At 59.0% G+C, this 16,498-nt stretch carries 14 protein-coding genes; 11 read left to right on the top strand and 3 right to left on the bottom strand.

Going from position 1 to position 16,498, the window contains the following annotated elements; genetic code table 11:
• Positions 1-78: 78 nt before the first annotated feature.
• Positions 79-516 carry a universal stress protein gene (locus E4T63_RS18805; RefSeq protein ID WP_135296250.1) on the bottom strand — a complete coding sequence of 146 codons (438 nt, stop codon included), beginning with the start codon at positions 514-516 and terminating at the stop codon, positions 79-81.
• 103 nt (positions 517-619) lie between these two features.
• On the opposite strand from E4T63_RS18805, the gene E4T63_RS18800 reads away from it, so the two are divergent.
• The 7 genes from E4T63_RS18800 to E4T63_RS18765 all read left to right on the top strand — a co-directional run bounded on the left by E4T63_RS18800 (position 620) and on the right by E4T63_RS18765 (position 9,028).
• The gene (locus tag E4T63_RS18800) at positions 620-1,057 is read left to right on the top strand and encodes a hypothetical protein (protein WP_098964812.1); all 438 of its coding nucleotides are present in this window, start codon (positions 620-622) and stop codon (positions 1,055-1,057) included.
• Positions 1,058-1,584: 527 nt separating this feature from the next.
• A complete protein-coding gene (gene fadB, locus E4T63_RS18790; RefSeq protein ID WP_024013640.1) occupies positions 1,585-3,732 on the top strand; it encodes a fatty acid oxidation complex subunit alpha FadB in 2,148 nt (715 codons plus the stop codon).
• A 29-nt stretch (positions 3,733-3,761) separates the two neighbouring features.
• Positions 3,762-4,937, top strand: coding sequence for an acetyl-CoA C-acyltransferase FadA (gene fadA / locus E4T63_RS18785; RefSeq protein WP_135296249.1), 1,176 nt, complete (start codon positions 3,762-3,764; stop codon positions 4,935-4,937).
• Positions 4,938-5,037: 100 nt separating this feature from the next.
• Positions 5,038-5,274 carry a DUF1653 domain-containing protein gene (locus E4T63_RS18780; RefSeq protein ID WP_134786957.1) on the top strand — a complete coding sequence of 79 codons (237 nt, stop codon included), beginning with the start codon at positions 5,038-5,040 and terminating at the stop codon, positions 5,272-5,274.
• 114 nt (positions 5,275-5,388) lie between these two features.
• Positions 5,389-8,019: a type I DNA topoisomerase gene (topA, locus tag E4T63_RS18775; RefSeq protein ID WP_095140031.1), complete on the top strand. Its 2,631-nt coding sequence runs from the start codon at positions 5,389-5,391 to the stop codon at positions 8,017-8,019.
• A gap of 144 nt (positions 8,020-8,163) precedes the next feature.
• On the top strand, positions 8,164-8,688 hold the full coding sequence (locus E4T63_RS18770) for a DUF6586 family protein (protein ID WP_097088548.1): 525 nt from the start codon (positions 8,164-8,166) through the stop codon (positions 8,686-8,688).
• 106 nt (positions 8,689-8,794) lie between these two features.
• Positions 8,795-9,028, top strand: coding sequence for a hypothetical protein (locus E4T63_RS18765; RefSeq protein ID WP_003226592.1), 234 nt, complete (start codon positions 8,795-8,797; stop codon positions 9,026-9,028).
• A gap of 94 nt (positions 9,029-9,122) precedes the next feature.
• Here the strand turns inward: E4T63_RS18765 and sulA are convergent, their stop codons facing one another.
• Both sulA and lexA read right to left on the bottom strand, forming a co-directional pair.
• Positions 9,123-9,596, bottom strand: a complete 474-nt coding sequence (gene sulA, locus E4T63_RS18760) for an SOS-induced cell division inhibitor SulA (RefSeq protein ID WP_003226591.1) — start codon at positions 9,594-9,596, stop codon at positions 9,123-9,125.
• A gap of 10 nt (positions 9,597-9,606) precedes the next feature.
• The gene (gene lexA, locus E4T63_RS18755; RefSeq protein ID WP_003226590.1) at positions 9,607-10,215 is read right to left on the bottom strand and encodes a transcriptional repressor LexA; all 609 of its coding nucleotides are present in this window, start codon (positions 10,213-10,215) and stop codon (positions 9,607-9,609) included.
• A 229-nt stretch (positions 10,216-10,444) separates the two neighbouring features.
• Here lexA and E4T63_RS18750 point away from each other — a divergent pair, with 229 nt between their 5' ends.
• The 4 genes from E4T63_RS18750 to E4T63_RS18735 all read left to right on the top strand — a co-directional run bounded on the left by E4T63_RS18750 (position 10,445) and on the right by E4T63_RS18735 (position 16,373).
• The gene (locus tag E4T63_RS18750; RefSeq protein WP_007961819.1) at positions 10,445-11,152 is read left to right on the top strand and encodes a TetR/AcrR family transcriptional regulator; all 708 of its coding nucleotides are present in this window, start codon (positions 10,445-10,447) and stop codon (positions 11,150-11,152) included.
• A 158-nt stretch (positions 11,153-11,310) separates the two neighbouring features.
• Complete coding sequence (gene nagZ / locus E4T63_RS18745; protein WP_135296248.1) at positions 11,311-12,321, top strand: beta-N-acetylhexosaminidase; 1,011 nt, start codon at positions 11,311-11,313, stop codon at positions 12,319-12,321.
• Positions 12,322-12,332: 11 nt separating this feature from the next.
• The gene (locus tag E4T63_RS18740; protein ID WP_123588508.1) at positions 12,333-13,070 is read left to right on the top strand and encodes an S-methyl-5'-thioinosine phosphorylase; all 738 of its coding nucleotides are present in this window, start codon (positions 12,333-12,335) and stop codon (positions 13,068-13,070) included.
• Positions 13,071-13,079: 9 nt separating this feature from the next.
• Complete coding sequence (locus E4T63_RS18735) at positions 13,080-16,373, top strand: DEAD/DEAH box helicase (RefSeq protein WP_135296247.1); 3,294 nt, start codon at positions 13,080-13,082, stop codon at positions 16,371-16,373.
• Positions 16,374-16,498: the final 125 nt, after the last annotated feature.

The following is a 16,498-nucleotide window of genomic DNA, read 5'->3' as shown; positions in this document are numbered from 1 at the left end:
AGCGGTATGTCAGGTAGCATCAATGTTGAATGTGCCGACGCCTTCGCGAGCAAGCTCGCTCCCACAGGGTTTTGTGTTTCAGCGTTTGATCAGGTGCACCGCGAGCACATCGCAAGGTGCGCCATGCAACACGTCGTTGGCTGTGGAGCCCAGCAATAGCGCCAAACCATGACGGCCGTGGCTGCCGACTACGATCAGGTCGCAATGGTTTTCCTTGGCGAAATGATGGATTTCCTGGCGTGGTTGGCCATAGGTCAGGTGGCAATTGGCGCCCTCAAGTTCGGCGTATTTGGCTTTCAGGCGTTCAAGTCGCTCCTTGGCCTGATCGAACTGCTGCTGTTGCAGTTGTGACAGATCCATCGGCACGTCGCCGCCAAACGCCATCGCCATCGGTTCGACGATATGCACCAGCGACAGCTTGGCGCTATTGCTCGCCGACAGCTCTCGGGCGCGGTGAATCACAGGGTCGCACTCTTCGGTCAGGTCTACGGCGACCAGGATATGGTTGTAGGGCATGAGGTGCTCCTCGTGACGGTTCAATATTGTTAAGTATGGCTGGTTTCAAGCGCATTGGTTCCAAAGTGACACAATGCGCTCACCTTAAGTCGGGAGTAGAGATATGACGGTCTGGTTGGTGGTGTCAATCCTGCTGGTGGTTTTGAGTCCACTGGCGTGGTTGCGCCCGTCGCGCGTGCAGAGCGGCCGCATGGCCCTGCGCATGGAGGCGCGACGCATCGGGCTGGCCATGCAGCTGGCGCCTCAGGAGTGGCCGCACTGGCTGTCTCAGGAGCCGCCCAGCCCGTGCGCGCAATATCATCGGCCGCGGCGTGGCACTCAGCCGGCGTGCTGGACCTACTGGCAGAAATCGCCGGGGGTATGGGTCAATCAGTGGCAGGAAGTCTGCGAGGACCAGTTGCTGCTCGATCATTTCGAAAAGTTGCCGGGCAACGTGTTCAAGGTCGAGGCCGACAAGCAGATGATCGCGCTGTACTGGGGCGAGAAGGGCGAAGCTACGGTTTTGCAGGATATCGACGCGACTCTGAAAGCGCTGGCCTGACTCGCGGACTTTTCCCACTGCAAGGGTGGGGAGCGTCCGGCAGACGAGCAATAAAAAGCCCGACATGATTCATCGGGCTGGGTGGCCAGGCAGGCCGGTAACTGTTTTTTATCGCTGACTCGTTTTTTAGTGGCAGCGAATCTCCCTGTAGTCCAGCCAGCGTAGCCTGTTAAACAAGGCTCGCCGGGAATTAGGGCGACTTTTCTAACTATTGATTCTATGAATGGCTTTGCATGCAGCTGCGTGTTGCGGATCTGTGTGCAACGGAAATGACCACAAAGTCGCATTTCAACCCGTATTTTGGGCGATTGACAATTGTTGGAAATTCCGTGAAGGTGACGTACCCAAATCAAACGGGCGTATGAATTGAGCGTTTGTCTTACAGACTGCTCCTACAGAATCCCGACTATCGCGTTGGCGGGTGTGCCGGGTGGATTGGCGTCAGCATCGACGAAAAAGCGTCCTGCCGAGCCATTTACCTGCGTCCGACGTGTACTGTTCAGCTTCCATATCGTGGAGATCAGTTGATGATTTACGAAGGTAAAGCCATCACGGTTAAAGCTCTTGAAAGTGGCATCGTCGAATTGAAATTCGACCTCAAGGGTGAGTCCGTCAACAAGTTCAACCGTCTTACCCTGAACGAACTGCGTCAGGCCGTGGACACCATCAAGGCAGATGCTTCGATCAAGGGCGTGATCGTCAGCAGTGGCAAGGACGTGTTCATCGTCGGCGCCGACATCACCGAATTTGTCGACAACTTCAAGCTGCCGGATGCCGAGCTGGTTGCTGGCAATCTCGAAGCCAACAAGATCTTCAGCGATTTCGAAGACCTCAACGTTCCGACCGTGGCCGCGATCAACGGCATCGCCCTGGGTGGCGGTCTGGAAATGTGCCTGGCGGCGGACTACCGCGTCATGTCGACCAAGGCCAAGATCGGTCTGCCGGAAGTCAAACTGGGCATCTACCCAGGCTTCGGCGGCACCGTGCGTCTGCCGCGCCTGATTGGCGTCGATAACGCCATCGAGTGGATTGCCGCCGGTAAGGAAAACCGTCCTGAGGACGCGCTGAAAGTCAGCGCCGTCGACGCCGTGGTTGCTCCGGAGAAGCTGCAGGAAGCTGCCCTTGAGCTGATCAAACGCGCCATCTCCGGCGAGTTCGACTACAAGGCCAAGCGTCAGCCAAAACTTGAAAAACTCAAGTTGAACGCCATTGAACAAATGATGGCTTTCGAAACCGCCAAAGGTTTCGTGGCAGGGCAGGCAGGCCCGAATTACCCGGCGCCGGTCGAAGCGATCAAGACCATCCAGAAAGCCGCGAACTTCGGTCGTGACAAGGCGCTGGAAGTCGAAGCCGCCGGTTTCGTCAAACTGGCCAAGACCTCTGCCGCGCAGAGCTTGATCGGTCTGTTCCTGAACGATCAGGAGCTGAAGAAAAAGGCCAAGGCCTACGACGAAATCGCCAAGGACGTGAAGCAGGCTGCCGTACTGGGCGCCGGCATCATGGGCGGCGGTATCGCCTATCAGTCGGCCTCCAAAGGCACGCCGATCCTGATGAAGGACATCAACGAACACGGTATCGAGCAGGGTCTGGCCGAAGCCGCCAAACTGCTGGTTGGCCGCGTTGACAAAGGCCGCATGACCGCCGCGAAAATGGCTGAAGTGCTCAACGGTATTCGTCCGACCCTGTCCTACGGTGACTTCGGTCACGTCGATCTGGTTGTTGAAGCCGTGGTCGAGAACCCGAAGGTCAAGCAAGCTGTGCTGGCTGAAGTCGAAGACAAGGTCAAAGAGGACACCATCCTCGCGTCCAACACCTCGACGATTTCCATCAGCTTGCTGGCCAAGGCCCTCAAGCGCCCGGAAAACTTCGTCGGCATGCACTTCTTCAACCCGGTGCACATGATGCCGCTGGTGGAAGTGATCCGTGGCGAGAAGTCCAGCGAGCTGGCCATTGCCACCACCGTTGCCTACGCCAAGAAAATGGGCAAGAACCCGATCGTCGTCAACGACTGCCCGGGTTTCCTGGTCAACCGCGTTCTGTTCCCGTACTTCGGCGGTTTCGCCAAACTGGTCAGCGCTGGTGTGGACTTCGTCCGCATCGACAAGGTCATGGAAAAATTCGGCTGGCCGATGGGCCCGGCGTACCTGATGGACGTGGTCGGCATCGACACCGGTCACCACGGTCGTGACGTGATGGCTGAAGGCTTCCCGGATCGCATGAAGGATGACCGTCGCTCGGCCATCGACGTGCTGTACGAGGCCAAGCGTCTGGGCCAGAAGAACGGCAAGGGCTTCTACGCCTACGAAGCCGACAAGAAAGGCAAGCAGAAGAAGGTTGCCGATCCGTCGGTGCTGGAAGTGCTCAAGCCGATCGTTTACGAGCAGCGCGAAGTCACTGACGAAGACATCATCAACTGGATGATGATCCCGCTGTGCCTGGAAACCGTGCGCTGCCTGGAAGACGGCATCGTTGAAACCGCCGCCGAAGCCGACATGGGTCTGGTCTACGGTATCGGTTTCCCTCCATTCCGTGGCGGTGCGCTGCGCTACATCGATTCGATCGGTGTGGCCGAGTTCGTTGCCCTGGCTGACCAGTACGCTGATTTGGGCGCGCTGTACCACCCGACCGCGAAGCTGCGCGAAATGGCCAAAAACGGCCAGAGCTTCTTCGGTTAAGCGCCCCCAACTAGAGTGAGAGTGAACTTATGAGCTTGAATCCTAGAGACGTCGTGATTGTCGACTTCGGTCGTACTCCGATGGGCCGCTCCAAGGGCGGCATGCACCGCAACACCCGCGCCGAAGACATGTCGGCGCACCTGATCAGCAAACTGCTGGAACGCAACGCCAAGGTCGATCCTGCTGAAGTCGAGGACGTGATCTGGGGCTGTGTGAACCAGACCCTGGAGCAGGGCTGGAACATCGCGCGCATGGCGTCGCTGATGACCCAGATTCCGCACACCTCGGCCGGCCAGACCGTCAGCCGTCTGTGCGGCTCGTCGATGAGTGCCCTGCACACTGCAGCGCAAGCGATCATGACCGGCAACGGTGACGTATTCGTGGTTGGCGGCGTCGAGCATATGGGCCACGTGAGCATGATGCACGGTGTCGATCCGAACCCGCACATGTCGCTGTACGCGGCGAAAGCCTCGGGCATGATGGGTCTGACCGCTGAAATGCTCGGCAAGATGCATGGCATCACTCGTGAGCAGCAGGATGCCTTTGGCGTGCGCTCCCACCAGCTCGCCCATAAAGCGACGGTGGAAGGCAAGTTCAAAGACGAAATCATCCAGATGCAGGGCTACGACGAAAACGGCTTCCTGAAGCTGTTCGACTACGACGAAACCATTCGTCCGGAAACCACCCTGGAAAGTCTGGCGGCCCTCAAACCTGCCTTCAATCCAAAAGGCGGCACCGTGACAGCCGGTACTTCGTCGCAGATCACCGATGGTGCTTCGTGCATGATCGTGATGTCGGCGCAGCGTGCACAGGATCTGGGGATCCAGCCGATGGCCGTGATCCGTTCGATGGCAGTGGCGGGTGTGGATCCGGCGATCATGGGCTATGGTCCAGTGCCGGCGACACAAAAAGCCCTGAAGCGTGCGGGCCTCGGCATCAACGATATCGACTTCTTCGAGCTCAACGAAGCTTTCGCTGCACAGGCCCTGCCAGTGCTGAAAGATCTGAAAGTGCTCGACAAGATGAACGAGAAGGTTAACCTGCACGGCGGCGCGATCGCCCTGGGTCACCCGTTCGGTTGCTCCGGTGCCCGTATTTCCGGCACCTTGCTGAACGTGATGAAGCAGAATGGCGGCACCTTTGGGGTGGCCACTATGTGCATTGGTCTTGGCCAAGGCATCTCCACCGTCTTCGAACGCGTTTAAGCGTCTCGTCGATGGAAGCCGGGGCCAAGTGCCCCGGTTTTTGTTTTTTGCGGATTTATTTTTGTATTTATTTTGAAAAAATTTGAGTGAGGGCCGAAGCATGCCGATACAACCTGGGCTCTACAAACATTACAAAGGTCAGCAGTACCGTGTATTCAATGTTGCGCGGCATTCCGAGACCGAAGAAGAAGTGGTGTTTTACCAAGCCCTGTATGGCGATTACGGCTTTTGGGTACGCCCTTTGAGCATGTTCGTCGAGTCGGTCGAGGTTGACGGCGAGCAGGTGCCACGCTTTGCTTTGGTGCACGCCGAACCGAGCCTTTTTTCCAAGGCATAAGGCGAGTGCGCACAGAACCCTGTGCTTGACCTCACCTTGTAGCCACTATATATAGCGGTGCCGCGTCAGGCGCCAACCGCCTTTCACTTCTAGAATTCAGGAATTTTCTGATCCATGGGCAAATCGCTGGTCATTGTGGAATCCCCGGCTAAGGCCAAGACCATCAACAAGTATCTGGGCAACCAATACGTGGTGAAGTCGAGTATCGGCCATATCCGAGACCTGCCCACCAGCGGTTCGGCTAGCGCCAGCAAAGAGCCAGCCGCCAAGCGCGGCAAGGCTGCCGCGGGCGAGGGGCCGGTGCTCACGCCGAAAGAGAAAGCGCGCAAGCAATTGGTCTCGCGCATGGGTGTCGATCCGGAGCATGGCTGGAAAGCCCAGTACGAGATCCTCCCGGGCAAAGAGAAGGTCATCGAAGAGCTGCGCCGGCTCGCCAAGGATGCTGACACCATCTATCTCGCAACCGACTTGGATCGCGAGGGGGAAGCCATTGCCTGGCACCTGCGCGAAGCCATCGGTGGTGACGACAGCCGCTACAAGCGCGTGGTGTTCAACGAAATCACCAAGAAGGCGATTCAGGAAGCTTTCTCCGAGCCGGGCGAGCTGGACATTGATCGTGTAAATGCCCAGCAGGCGCGTCGTTTCCTCGACCGCGTTGTGGGTTACATGGTCTCGCCGCTGCTGTGGGCCAAGATCGCCCGTGGCCTGTCGGCCGGTCGCGTGCAATCGGTTGCCGTGAAGCTGGTGGTCGAGCGTGAGCGCGAGATTCGTGCATTCAACCCGGAAGAGTACTGGGAAGTGCACGCTGATCTTGGCACCGCCAAGGGTTCGACCGTACGTTTCGAAGTGGCGCGCGAGAAGGGTGAAGCCTTCAAACCGCTAAACGAAGCTCAGGCCACAGCCGCGCTGGAGAAGCTCAAGTCCTCCAGCTACAGCATCGTCAAGCGCGAAGACAAGCCGACCAGCAGCAAGCCGTCGGCGCCGTTCATCACGTCCACCCTGCAGCAGGCCGCGAGCAACCGCCTGGGCTTCGGCGTGAAGAAAACCATGATGATGGCCCAGCGTCTGTACGAAGCCGGCTACATCACTTATATGCGTACCGACTCGACCAACCTCTCGGCTGATGCCGTGGCGATGGCGCGTACCTATATCGAGGACGAGTTCGGCAAGAAGTACCTGCCGGAAACGCCGAACGTCTACAGCAGCAAGGAAGGCGCACAAGAGGCTCACGAAGCGATTCGTCCTTCCGATGCCAACACCACGCCAAGCAAGCTTGCAGGCATGGAGCGTGATGCTGAGCGCCTCTACGAGTTGATCTGGCGCCAGTTCCTCGCTTGCCAGATGCTGCCGGCGCAATATCTGTCGACCACCGTCAGCGTTGCCGCTGGCGACTTCGAGCTGCGTGCCAAAGGCCGCATCCTCAAGTTCGACGGTTACACCCGCGTTCTGCCGCAAATCACCAAGCCTGGCGATGACGATGTTCTGCCGGACATGGCGCAGGGCGATGCAATGAAGCTGATCAAGCTCGATCCGTCGCAGCATTTCACCAAGCCGCCGGCCCGTTACTCGGAAGCCAGCCTGGTCAAGGAAATGGAAAAACGCGGCATCGGTCGTCCTTCGACTTACGCAGCGATCATTTCGACTATTCAGGATCGCGGCTACGTGACCCTGCACAACCGTCGTTTCTACTCGGAAAAGATGGGCGATATCGTCACCGAGCGTCTGTCGGAGAGCTTCTCGAACCTCATGGACTACGGCTTCACCGCCGGCATGGAAGAGAACCTCGATGATGTGGCTCAGGGCGAGCGCGACTGGAAAAACGTGCTGGACGAGTTCTACGGCGACTTCAAGAAGAAGCTCGAAGTGGCCGAGAACCCGGAAAGCGGCATGCGTGCCAACCAGCCGGTCATGACTGATATTCCGTGCACCACGTGCGGTCGTCCGATGCAGATCCGTACGGCATCGACCGGCGTGTTCCTCGGCTGCTCGGGTTACAGCCTGCCACCAAAAGAGCGCTGCAAGGCCACCGTCAACCTGGTGCCGGGCGACGAGATCGCTGCGGACGACGAGGGCGAGTCGGAGTCGCTGGTGCTGCGCGGCAAGCATCGCTGCCCGATCTGCAGCACCGCGATGGACGCCTACCTGCTCGACGAGAAGCGCAAACTGCACATCTGCGGTAACAACCCGGATTGTGCCGGCTATGAAATCGAAGAGGGCAACTACCGCATCAAGGGCTACGAAGGTCCGAGCCTGGAATGCGACAAGTGCGGCAGCGAGATGCAGCTCAAGACCGGCCGTTTCGGCAAGTTCTTCGGTTGCACCAACCCGACCTGCAAGAACACCCGCAAACTGCTGAAGAGTGGTGACGCAGCGCCGCCGAAGATGGATCCGGTGAAGATGCCTGAGCTGAAATGCGAGAAGGTCAACGACACCTACATTCTGCGCGACGGTGCTTCCGGTCTGTTCCTGGCGGCCAGCCAGTTCCCGAAAAACCGCGAGACCCGTGCTCCGCTGGTGATCGAGATTCTGCCGCACAAGGATGAGATCGATCCGAAGTACCACTTCCTCTGCGAAGCACCGCAGAAGGATCCTGATGGTCTGCCGGCAGTAATCCGTTACAGCCGCAAGACCAAGGAGCAATATGTGCAGACCGAGGTCGACGGCAAGCCTACCGGCTGGAAAGCGTTCTACGACGGTGGCAAGTGGACTGTTGAAGACAAGCGTACAAAAGCCAAGGCTGAGTAAGCGTTAGCCTGATCCACAAAAGGCCGCATGATGACCCTCGGGTTTTCATGCGGCCTTTTTGTTTTGTGCTTGCGGTCGGATCCGCTGATCCACGACACTGTCGGGTCTGTGTGACGCAATTATTTCGCTGTGGAGACTGCCGGCATGGCGCACGAACTCTATACCCGCACCAATCAGAAGATCTATTTCGCCGGCCTGTCACTGGAGGCTCTGGCTCGCGCCGAAGAGGGGCGGGCGATGAATTCGTTGGCGCTGATTCAGGCTGGACGTGAGTCGGCGTTGTTTCACCTCTACGGCGCGCTTCTGGGACTGTGTCACGAGATCGCCGGTTTTTATCGTCTGCCTCAGGCCAATGCATCGCGAGCAGAAGCGTTGCTGACTCGCGAAGTCCTGGAATCGATTGCGATCCCGGAACTGGCCGAGATGGTTGAGCTGGCTGGTAACCCTGAAACCTGGCTGGCGAAATTGCTGGCGGCGCACTCAGCGTTGTTCCAGCCGCCACGGGTGCCACACAAGCCCAAGGGCGATGTGACACAGCCATTGATTCAGGCCATTAATCTCGATGAAGAAGAGGCGCCGCAGGAGTTGAGTCGGGAAGAGCTGGAGAGCTGGCGGCAGAATCTCAAGGGCCTGGCAATCCGCTTTCGCGAAGGCTTGAACGAATGCTGAGGACAATTGACACGGTGGCAATCTGAAACATGCTGCTGGTCAAGATCCCGAGCGAAGCCCGAATGATGTCTATATAATCCCTGCCTTTCGTGGAGAACAGACCTATATGCCAACGTCCTTTCTAGAAATTGTCGAGTTACCAGACGGCCGAATCGAACTGCGCAGGGCTGAGGACGAGGGTTCTCTGGTGACGCTGGATTTCTCCGAGGATGCTAAAGCATTCCTGCAAGGCCAGCATGTGGAAATCGCGAAAGCGATGTTGAGCGTCGGCGTACAGATGGCCGGCCGTATGGTCGAAGGCGAATTTGATAAGGAAGAAGGGCCGCGGGTTCTTCACTGAGATCCGCCTGTCGGCGCTTGCCGCTGCAACATCAGATCGGCTTCTCTGTCCCTGGAGAAGCCCTGCGCTTCACACAGCGCGCGTTACAAGTGAATCAACCCAATCGAATGTTCAGGCTCTGAGCGTCGCCCGTGCGGGCTGCGCTGATCAGTTGTTGCCGTGAACTTGTGTTCAGCGGATTGAGCCAGGTTACCACCGTATGGCTACGACCCAGGCGCAGTGCTTCGCAGGCCAGTTGCTGAGCGCTTTGCGCACCACGAGGTTGCAGTAGCAGAATGCGTTCACGGTTCAGGCCGGCCTCTCGCAGCCAGATCTGGGTCAGGCTGGCTGGAGGGGCGATCAGCGTCAGCCAGCGTGCATCCTGATCCTCGCTCAGTTCGCGAAGAATCGGGGCAAGCAGGTTCAGGCAGTTCCCGGCCGCACCGCGCAGTGACAGCTCACTGAATACTTCCGGTTCGGCAATCCATGGGCGCTCGACCACATCTTTCAGGATCGGTGCCATCGGTTGTGCCAGAAACGCTTCGAATAGAGGCAGTTGTGTTTGCTGGGGTGTGTGTGGGAACTGCATAAAGCCTCCTTTAGCGGCGGATTACGCCGACACTCAAGCCTTCGATCACCAGTTCCTGATCTTTCAGGTCGACTTCGATAGGGGCGAACTCAGGGTTTTCGGCAATCAACCAGACTTTGCTGCCTTCGCGCTTGAAGCGTTTGACGGTGACTTCGTCGCCGATTCGCGCAACCACGACCTGACCATTGCGTGCTTCGCGGGTGGTGTGAACCGCCAGCAGGTCACCGTCGAAAATACCGATGTCCTTCATGCTCATGCCGTGTACGCGCAGCAGGTAATCAGCACGAGGGTGGAAGAACGCAGGGTTGATATTGCAGGACTCTTCGATGTGCTGCTGGGCGAGGATCGGTGCGCCGGCAGCCACCCGGCCAATGATCGGCAGGGTAGAGTCGTCAGCCTTGGCTTCGAAGCCGGGGATACGAATACCGCGGGAGGCGCCCGGGGTCATTTCGATTGCACCTTTGCGGGCGAGGGCCTTGAGGTGTTCTTCCGCCGCGTTGGGCGACTTGAAACCGAGCTCCTGAGCGATTTCCGCGCGGGTTGGCGGGTAGCCGTTGTCTTCGAGGCAGCGTTTGATAAAGGCCAGAATCTCGGCTTGGCGTGGCGTCAGCTTTAGCATATTGATCGCTCTGTCTTTTTATACAGTGACTGGGATTATATACAGTGAAGCGGTCTTGGCAATGCCCGTTTTTTTGCAGCCCGCCGGACGGTCGGTTCCCGTGCTTATTAATGCGCCGGTCGAGTGTGGTTAAATAGCTGACCGACCATTCCCAAAACGAACTGGCAGGCTTGACAAGGCTTGGGCTGAAACGTATGTTTCAAACAAGTGTTTGTCAGGCGGAGTAGCCATGGCCCAGTCGGAAACCGTTGAACGCATTCTTGATGCTGCCGAGCAGTTGTTCGCGGAGAAAGGTTTCGCTGAAACCTCATTGCGTTTGATCACCAGCAAGGCCGGGGTAAACCTGGCGGCGGTGAACTATCATTTCGGCTCCAAGAAAGCGCTGATCCAGGCGGTTTTCTCGCGCTTCCTCGGGCCGTTCTGCATCAGCCTCGATAAAGAGCTGGAGCGTCGCCAGGCCAAGCCTGAAAACAAGCCGACCCTTGAAGAGTTGCTGGAAATCCTCGTCGAGCAAGCGCTCGTGGTGCAGCCACGCAGCGGTAACGACCTGTCGATCTTCATGCGTTTGCTCGGTTTGGCGTTCAGCCAGAGCCAGGGTCACCTGCGTCGTTATCTGGAAGACATGTACGGTAAGGTGTTCCGCCGCTACATGCTGCTGGTCAATGAAGCCGCTCCACGCATTCCACCTATCGAACTGTTCTGGCGCGTGCACTTCATGCTCGGCGCTGCGGCGTTCAGCATGTCCGGGATCAAGGCCTTGCGCGCGATTGCCGAGACCGATTTCGGCGTCAACACCTCGATCGAACAGGTGATGCGTCTGATGGTGCCGTTCCTTGCCGCCGGCATGCGTGCCGAAACCGGTGTCACCGACCCCGCGATGGCGACTGCGCAGCTTCGCCCGCGCAGCAAATCGACTCCGGTGGCCGCCAAGGTTTAACCGCACACGGGTGGGCGCGGCTGCTTGTATCCGCTAAGCTAGCCGCCCATGCCGACTTTCGTTCTGAACCCGATCTCCATAGAAATTATTGGCCTGCCGAGCCCTGCTCACGGTAGCGATTTCTGGCGGATCGGGTTTTTCGTTTTCAAGGAATCTCTATGACTGCTGGCCTGCAAGGCTCGTTGATGGTGGACGTCGCCGGTACTTGGCTGACGGCCGAAGATCGCCAATTGTTGCGCCAGCCCGAAGTGGGCGGCCTGATCATTTTCGCGCGCAACATCGAGCACCCGCGCCAAGTGCGCGAGCTGAGTGCTGCGATCCGCGCCATTCGCCCGGATCTGCTGCTGGCGGTCGACCAGGAGGGCGGTCGCGTGCAGCGTCTGCGTCAGGGCTTCGTGCGCCTGCCGGCGATGCGTGCCATCGCCGACAACCCGAACGCCGAATACCTCGCCGAACAATGCGGCTGGGTCATGGCCACCGAAGTGTTGGCGGTCGGCCTCGACCTGAGTTTCGCCCCGGTGCTGGATCTGGATTACCAGCGCAGCACCGTGGTCGGCACTCGTTCGTTCGAAGGGGATCCCGAGCGCGCCGCATTGCTCGCCGGCGCCTTCATCCGCGGCATGAACAGCGCGGGCATGGCCGCTACCGGCAAGCATTTCCCCGGTCACGGTTGGGCCGAAGCCGACTCCCACGTCGCGATCCCGAATGACGAGCGCAGTCTCGACGAGATCCGCGCCAACGACCTCGTACCGTTCGCCAGACTCAGCAAGCAACTCGCTGCGGTCATGCCGGCGCACGTCATCTATCCGCAAGTCGATTCGCAGCCGGCCGGGTTCTCCCGTCGCTGGTTGCAGGACATCCTGCGCGGCGAGTTGCAGTTTGACGGCGTGATCTTCAGCGACGACCTGTCGATGGCCGGCGCCCACGTGGTCGGCGACGCTGCCAGCCGGATCGAAGCCGCGTTGACTGCCGGTTGCGACATGGGCCTGGTGTGCAATGACCGCGCTGCGGCCGAACTGGCCCTGAGTGCTGCGCAACGGATGAAGGTCAAGCCGTCCGCACGCATTGCGCGAATGCGCGGGCAGGCGTTCGCCAGCACCGACTACCGTCAGGATCCGCGCTGGCTCACCGCCATCGGCGCGCTCAAAGACGCTCAACTGATCGATTAAGGATTTTTGCTATGACGGTTTACGCAATCATCGGTGGCACCGGCCTGACCCAGCTCGAAGGCCTGAGCATTCGTCAGTCGTTGGCGGTGGATACGCCTTACGGTTCGCCGTCGGCTGAAGTGCAGATCGGGGAATATGCCGGCAAGGAAGTTCTGTTCCTCGCCCGTCACGGCCATCCCCATCGTTTCCCGCCGCACAAGGTCAACTACCGTGCCAACCTGTGGGCGCTGAAGCAGGCCGGCGCCGAGGCGATCATCGCGGTCAACGCGGTGGGCGGGATCCATCCGGCCATGGGCACCGGGCATTTCTGTGTGCCACACCAGATCGTCGATTACACCAGCGGTCGCGAACACACGTTTTTCGCCGATGATCTGGAGCACGTCACCCACATCGATTTCAGCTTCCCTTACAGCGAGTCGCTGCGTCAGCAACTGATCGCCGCGCTGGCTGCCGAAGGCTGCGAATACAGCGATCAGGGCGTGTACGCCTGCACCCAGGGCCCGCGTCTGGAAACCGTGGCGGAGATCGTGCGTCTGGAGCGCGATGGCTGCGACATCGTCGGCATGACCGGCATGCCGGAAGCGGCACTGGCCCGTGAGCTGGATCTGGATTACGCCTGCCTGTCGCTTGTGGTGAATCCGGCAGCAGGCAAGACCACGGCGGTGATCACCATGGCCGAGATCGAGCAGGCGCTGCATGACGGGATGGGCAAGGTGAAATCGACGTTGGCGCGGGTGTTGGCCAGCTAAGGACTGTCCATGAGCAGTTTCATCGAGCGGCTTAAAGGGCTGGCATGGACTCACGCATTCAGTAGCAAGGCGTTGGCCAAGGCCCGTGCTTATGCTGTCGATGATCGGGTAGAGATCATCGAGATCGATGACAGAAAGATCGAGGCGTTCTGCGTCGGTTCGGAAGATCAGGCGTATGAACAAACCATTTACCTGTCCGAAGATCGGCTGGGTTCCGTCACCTTGCGTTGCCTGTGCACCTGTCCTGTCTCAATCGACTGCAAACACTGCGCTGCGGTGCTCTATCACCTGCAGGGCCGTGATCATGAAGCGTCCGAAAGTGACGCTCAGGCCCAGTTGGGGCGGGCGCTGGAACATTGGCTTTCGACCATTCCCGTGCCGGCCAAGCCCATCGGAGAAGGCGCGCAAACCGCAGGCACGCGCCTGTTTTACAAGCTCAAGCCAACGTCAGTGAGCGGCAAGTGGCTGCTCGATATTTTCAAGGTCTCCCAGCTCAAGAACAGCGAGTTACGCGAAGTAAAACCGATGTATTCGCTGGCGGACATGCTCATGCGTCAGCCCGGTTATCTGTCCGAACTGGATCTGCGCGTTGCCAGGCTGTTGGTCGCCATGCATTCCCATCACGCCTATTACAGCGGCTATCCGCTGGAAGGCAGCAGTGGCGCCGAACTGCTGGAAATGCTCCTGTGCACCTCCCGCCTGTTCCTCGACTTCGAAAACTTGCAGGCACTGACGCCGGGCGCGAAACGCATGGGTCTGTTCTCTTGGGCCGAGCAGGCCGACGGTGGGTTCCGCGCCCAGTGGAGCAGTGCCGAGGCTGCGCAGGAAACCGTGCTGGCGCTGGAGCCGCTTTATTACCTCGATCGTGAGCAGCGACAGGTTGGCCCTCTATTCAGTGAGTTGGAAGAAAAACTGGCCTGCCATTTGACCCTCGCCCCAGACATCCCGGCGCGTCAGGCGATGCAGTTCAGCCATCGCATGAGCGCGATGACCAAAATCCCGCCGCCGCATAAGCTCACCGAACGAATCATCGATGACGTGCTTCCGCAGCCGCAACTGACCTTGGTCAGCGGCCGGGAGCGTTCGCGCTGGGAATACGTTCTGGAGCACCGCGCCGCTCTGGTGTTTACCTACAATGGTCATCCGGCGGTGGATCGTAATCCGGAAGTGATGATCCTCAATGGCACTGAAACCCAGCGCATTCGACGCCAGCCTGCGATGGAAAAGAAGTTGCGCCAGAGCCTGCAAAAGCTCGGCTTCAAAAAAGCCACGCGCAAGAGCGCTATGGATCGTCCCGGCGAGATGTTCACTTTGCCGGATGATTCCGCCTGGCTCGGATTCATGCATGAAGGGCTTGCCACACTGCGCGCCGCGGACTGGGAAATCGAAATCAGTCCCGGCTTCCATTTCGATGTGCAGCCGGTCGAACACTGGTACGCGGAGGTCGAAGAAGAGGCCGGGCATCAATGGTTTGATCTGCAACTGGGCATCGTCGTCAATGGCGAGCGCTACAGCTTGTTGCCGATCCTTCTGCATCTGTTGCGCACCCAGCCACGTTTGCTCGACCCGGTGAATCTGGCGCAACGCAGCGACGACGAAAAACTCCTGATCGAACTCAAGCCCAGCGGTTTTGGCGACCCGGCAGGCGCCAAGGTGGCGTTGCCGCTGAGTCGGGTCAAACCGCTGATGGCGACGCTGGGCGAGCTGTACCTGGGCGGACATCAGGGCGATGCGCTGCGCTTGACTGCTCCAGACGCCGCGCGCCTGAGTATGCTCGATGGCATGCCACTGGAATGGCAGGGCGGCGAACGCCTGCGCACTTTTGCCAAGCGGCTGCACAATTCCAGTCACACCCATATTGCTGCGCCGGCCGGCCTTAATGCGCAACTGCGCCCATATCAGCTCGAAGGCCTTGGCTGGATGCAGACTCTGCGGGAGCTGGAGGTCGGCGGCATTCTTGGCGATGACATGGGCTTGGGCAAAACCCTGCAGACCCTGGCGCATCTGCTCACGGAAAAGCACGCCGGTCGCCTCGATTGCCCGGCACTGGCGGTGATGCCGACCAGCCTGATTCCCAACTGGCTCGACGAGGCCCAGCGCTTCACGCCTCAGTTGAAGGTCCTGGCGCTGCATGGGGCCGGGCGGCAAAAAGACTTCGCCAATCTCGCCGAATACGACTTGGTGCTGACCACTTACGCCTTGCTGCCCAGGGATCTTGAAACGCTGCGGCCGCAGTCGTGGAGCGTGCTGATTCTCGACGAAGCGCAGAACATCAAGAACCCGCTGAGCAAAGCGGCGCAGGCCGCACGTGACTTGCAGGCCCGTCAGCGCTTGTGTCTGAGCGGCACGCCGCTGGAAAACCATCTCGGCGAGCTGTGGTCGCAGTTTCATTTCCTCATGCCTGGCTGGCTGGGCGACAGCAAATCCTTCAACCGCGATTACCGCACACCGATCGAGAAACATGGCAATGTCCAGCGCATGCAGCACCTGACGGCGCGCATCAAGCCGTTTTTGCTGCGTCGCAAGAAAGATCAGGTCGCCACTGAGCTGCCGCCGAAAACCGAAATCATCCATTGGGTTGAACTCAGCGACGGCCAGCGCGACGTCTATGAAACGGTGCGCGTGGCGATGGACAAAAAAGTGCGCGACGAAATTGCCCGCAGTGGTGTGGCGCGCAGTCAAATCATCATTCTTGATGCCTTGCTCAAGCTGCGTCAGGTCTGCTGCGATCTGCGCTTGATCAACATGCCTCTCACGGCGAAGGCATTGCGCTCGGGCAGCGGCAAGCTGATCAGCCTGATGGAGATGCTCGAAGAGTTGCTCGGCGAAGGTCGGCGCATCCTGCTGTTCTCCCAGTTCACCTCGATGCTGGCGCTGATCGAGCAGGAGTTGCAGCAGCGCGCTATCGGTTATTCGTTGCTGACTGGCGACACCACCGACCGGCGCACGCCAGTCAAGAATTTCCAGGGCGGCAAGGTGCCGTTGTTCCTCATCAGCCTCAAGGCTGGCGGTACCGGTCTGAACCTGACGGCTGCGGACACGGTGATCCACTTCGACCCTTGGTGGAATCCGGCAGTGGAGAATCAGGCAACCGATCGCGCTTATCGTATCGGGCAGAACAATCCGGTGTTTGTTTACAAGTTGATTGCCAAAGGTACCGTGGAGGAAAAAATCCAGGCGCTGCAGCAGGAGAAAGCAGCGCTGGCCGGGGCGGTGCTTGAAGGTGGTACGACGGTTGGATTCAAACTGGAACAGAGTGATATCGAAGCGCTGTTTGCGCCGTTGCCCGCTTCCAGGCAGTAAGCTTCAGTTTGAACCTTCAACTGAGGTGATCCGTTCGCGAGCAGGCTCGCTCCCACAAGGGGAAATGCGATCCAACTGTGGGAGCGGGCTTGCTCGCGAAAGCTATCTAGCAAACACTGCACATC

It is taken from the genome of Pseudomonas fluorescens (genome assembly GCF_004683905.1).
Classification (GTDB): domain Bacteria; phylum Pseudomonadota; class Gammaproteobacteria; order Pseudomonadales; family Pseudomonadaceae; genus Aquipseudomonas; species Aquipseudomonas putida_A.
The sequence above is the reverse complement of the archived record's forward strand: the minus strand, read 5'-3'. Positions and strand labels throughout refer to the sequence as shown.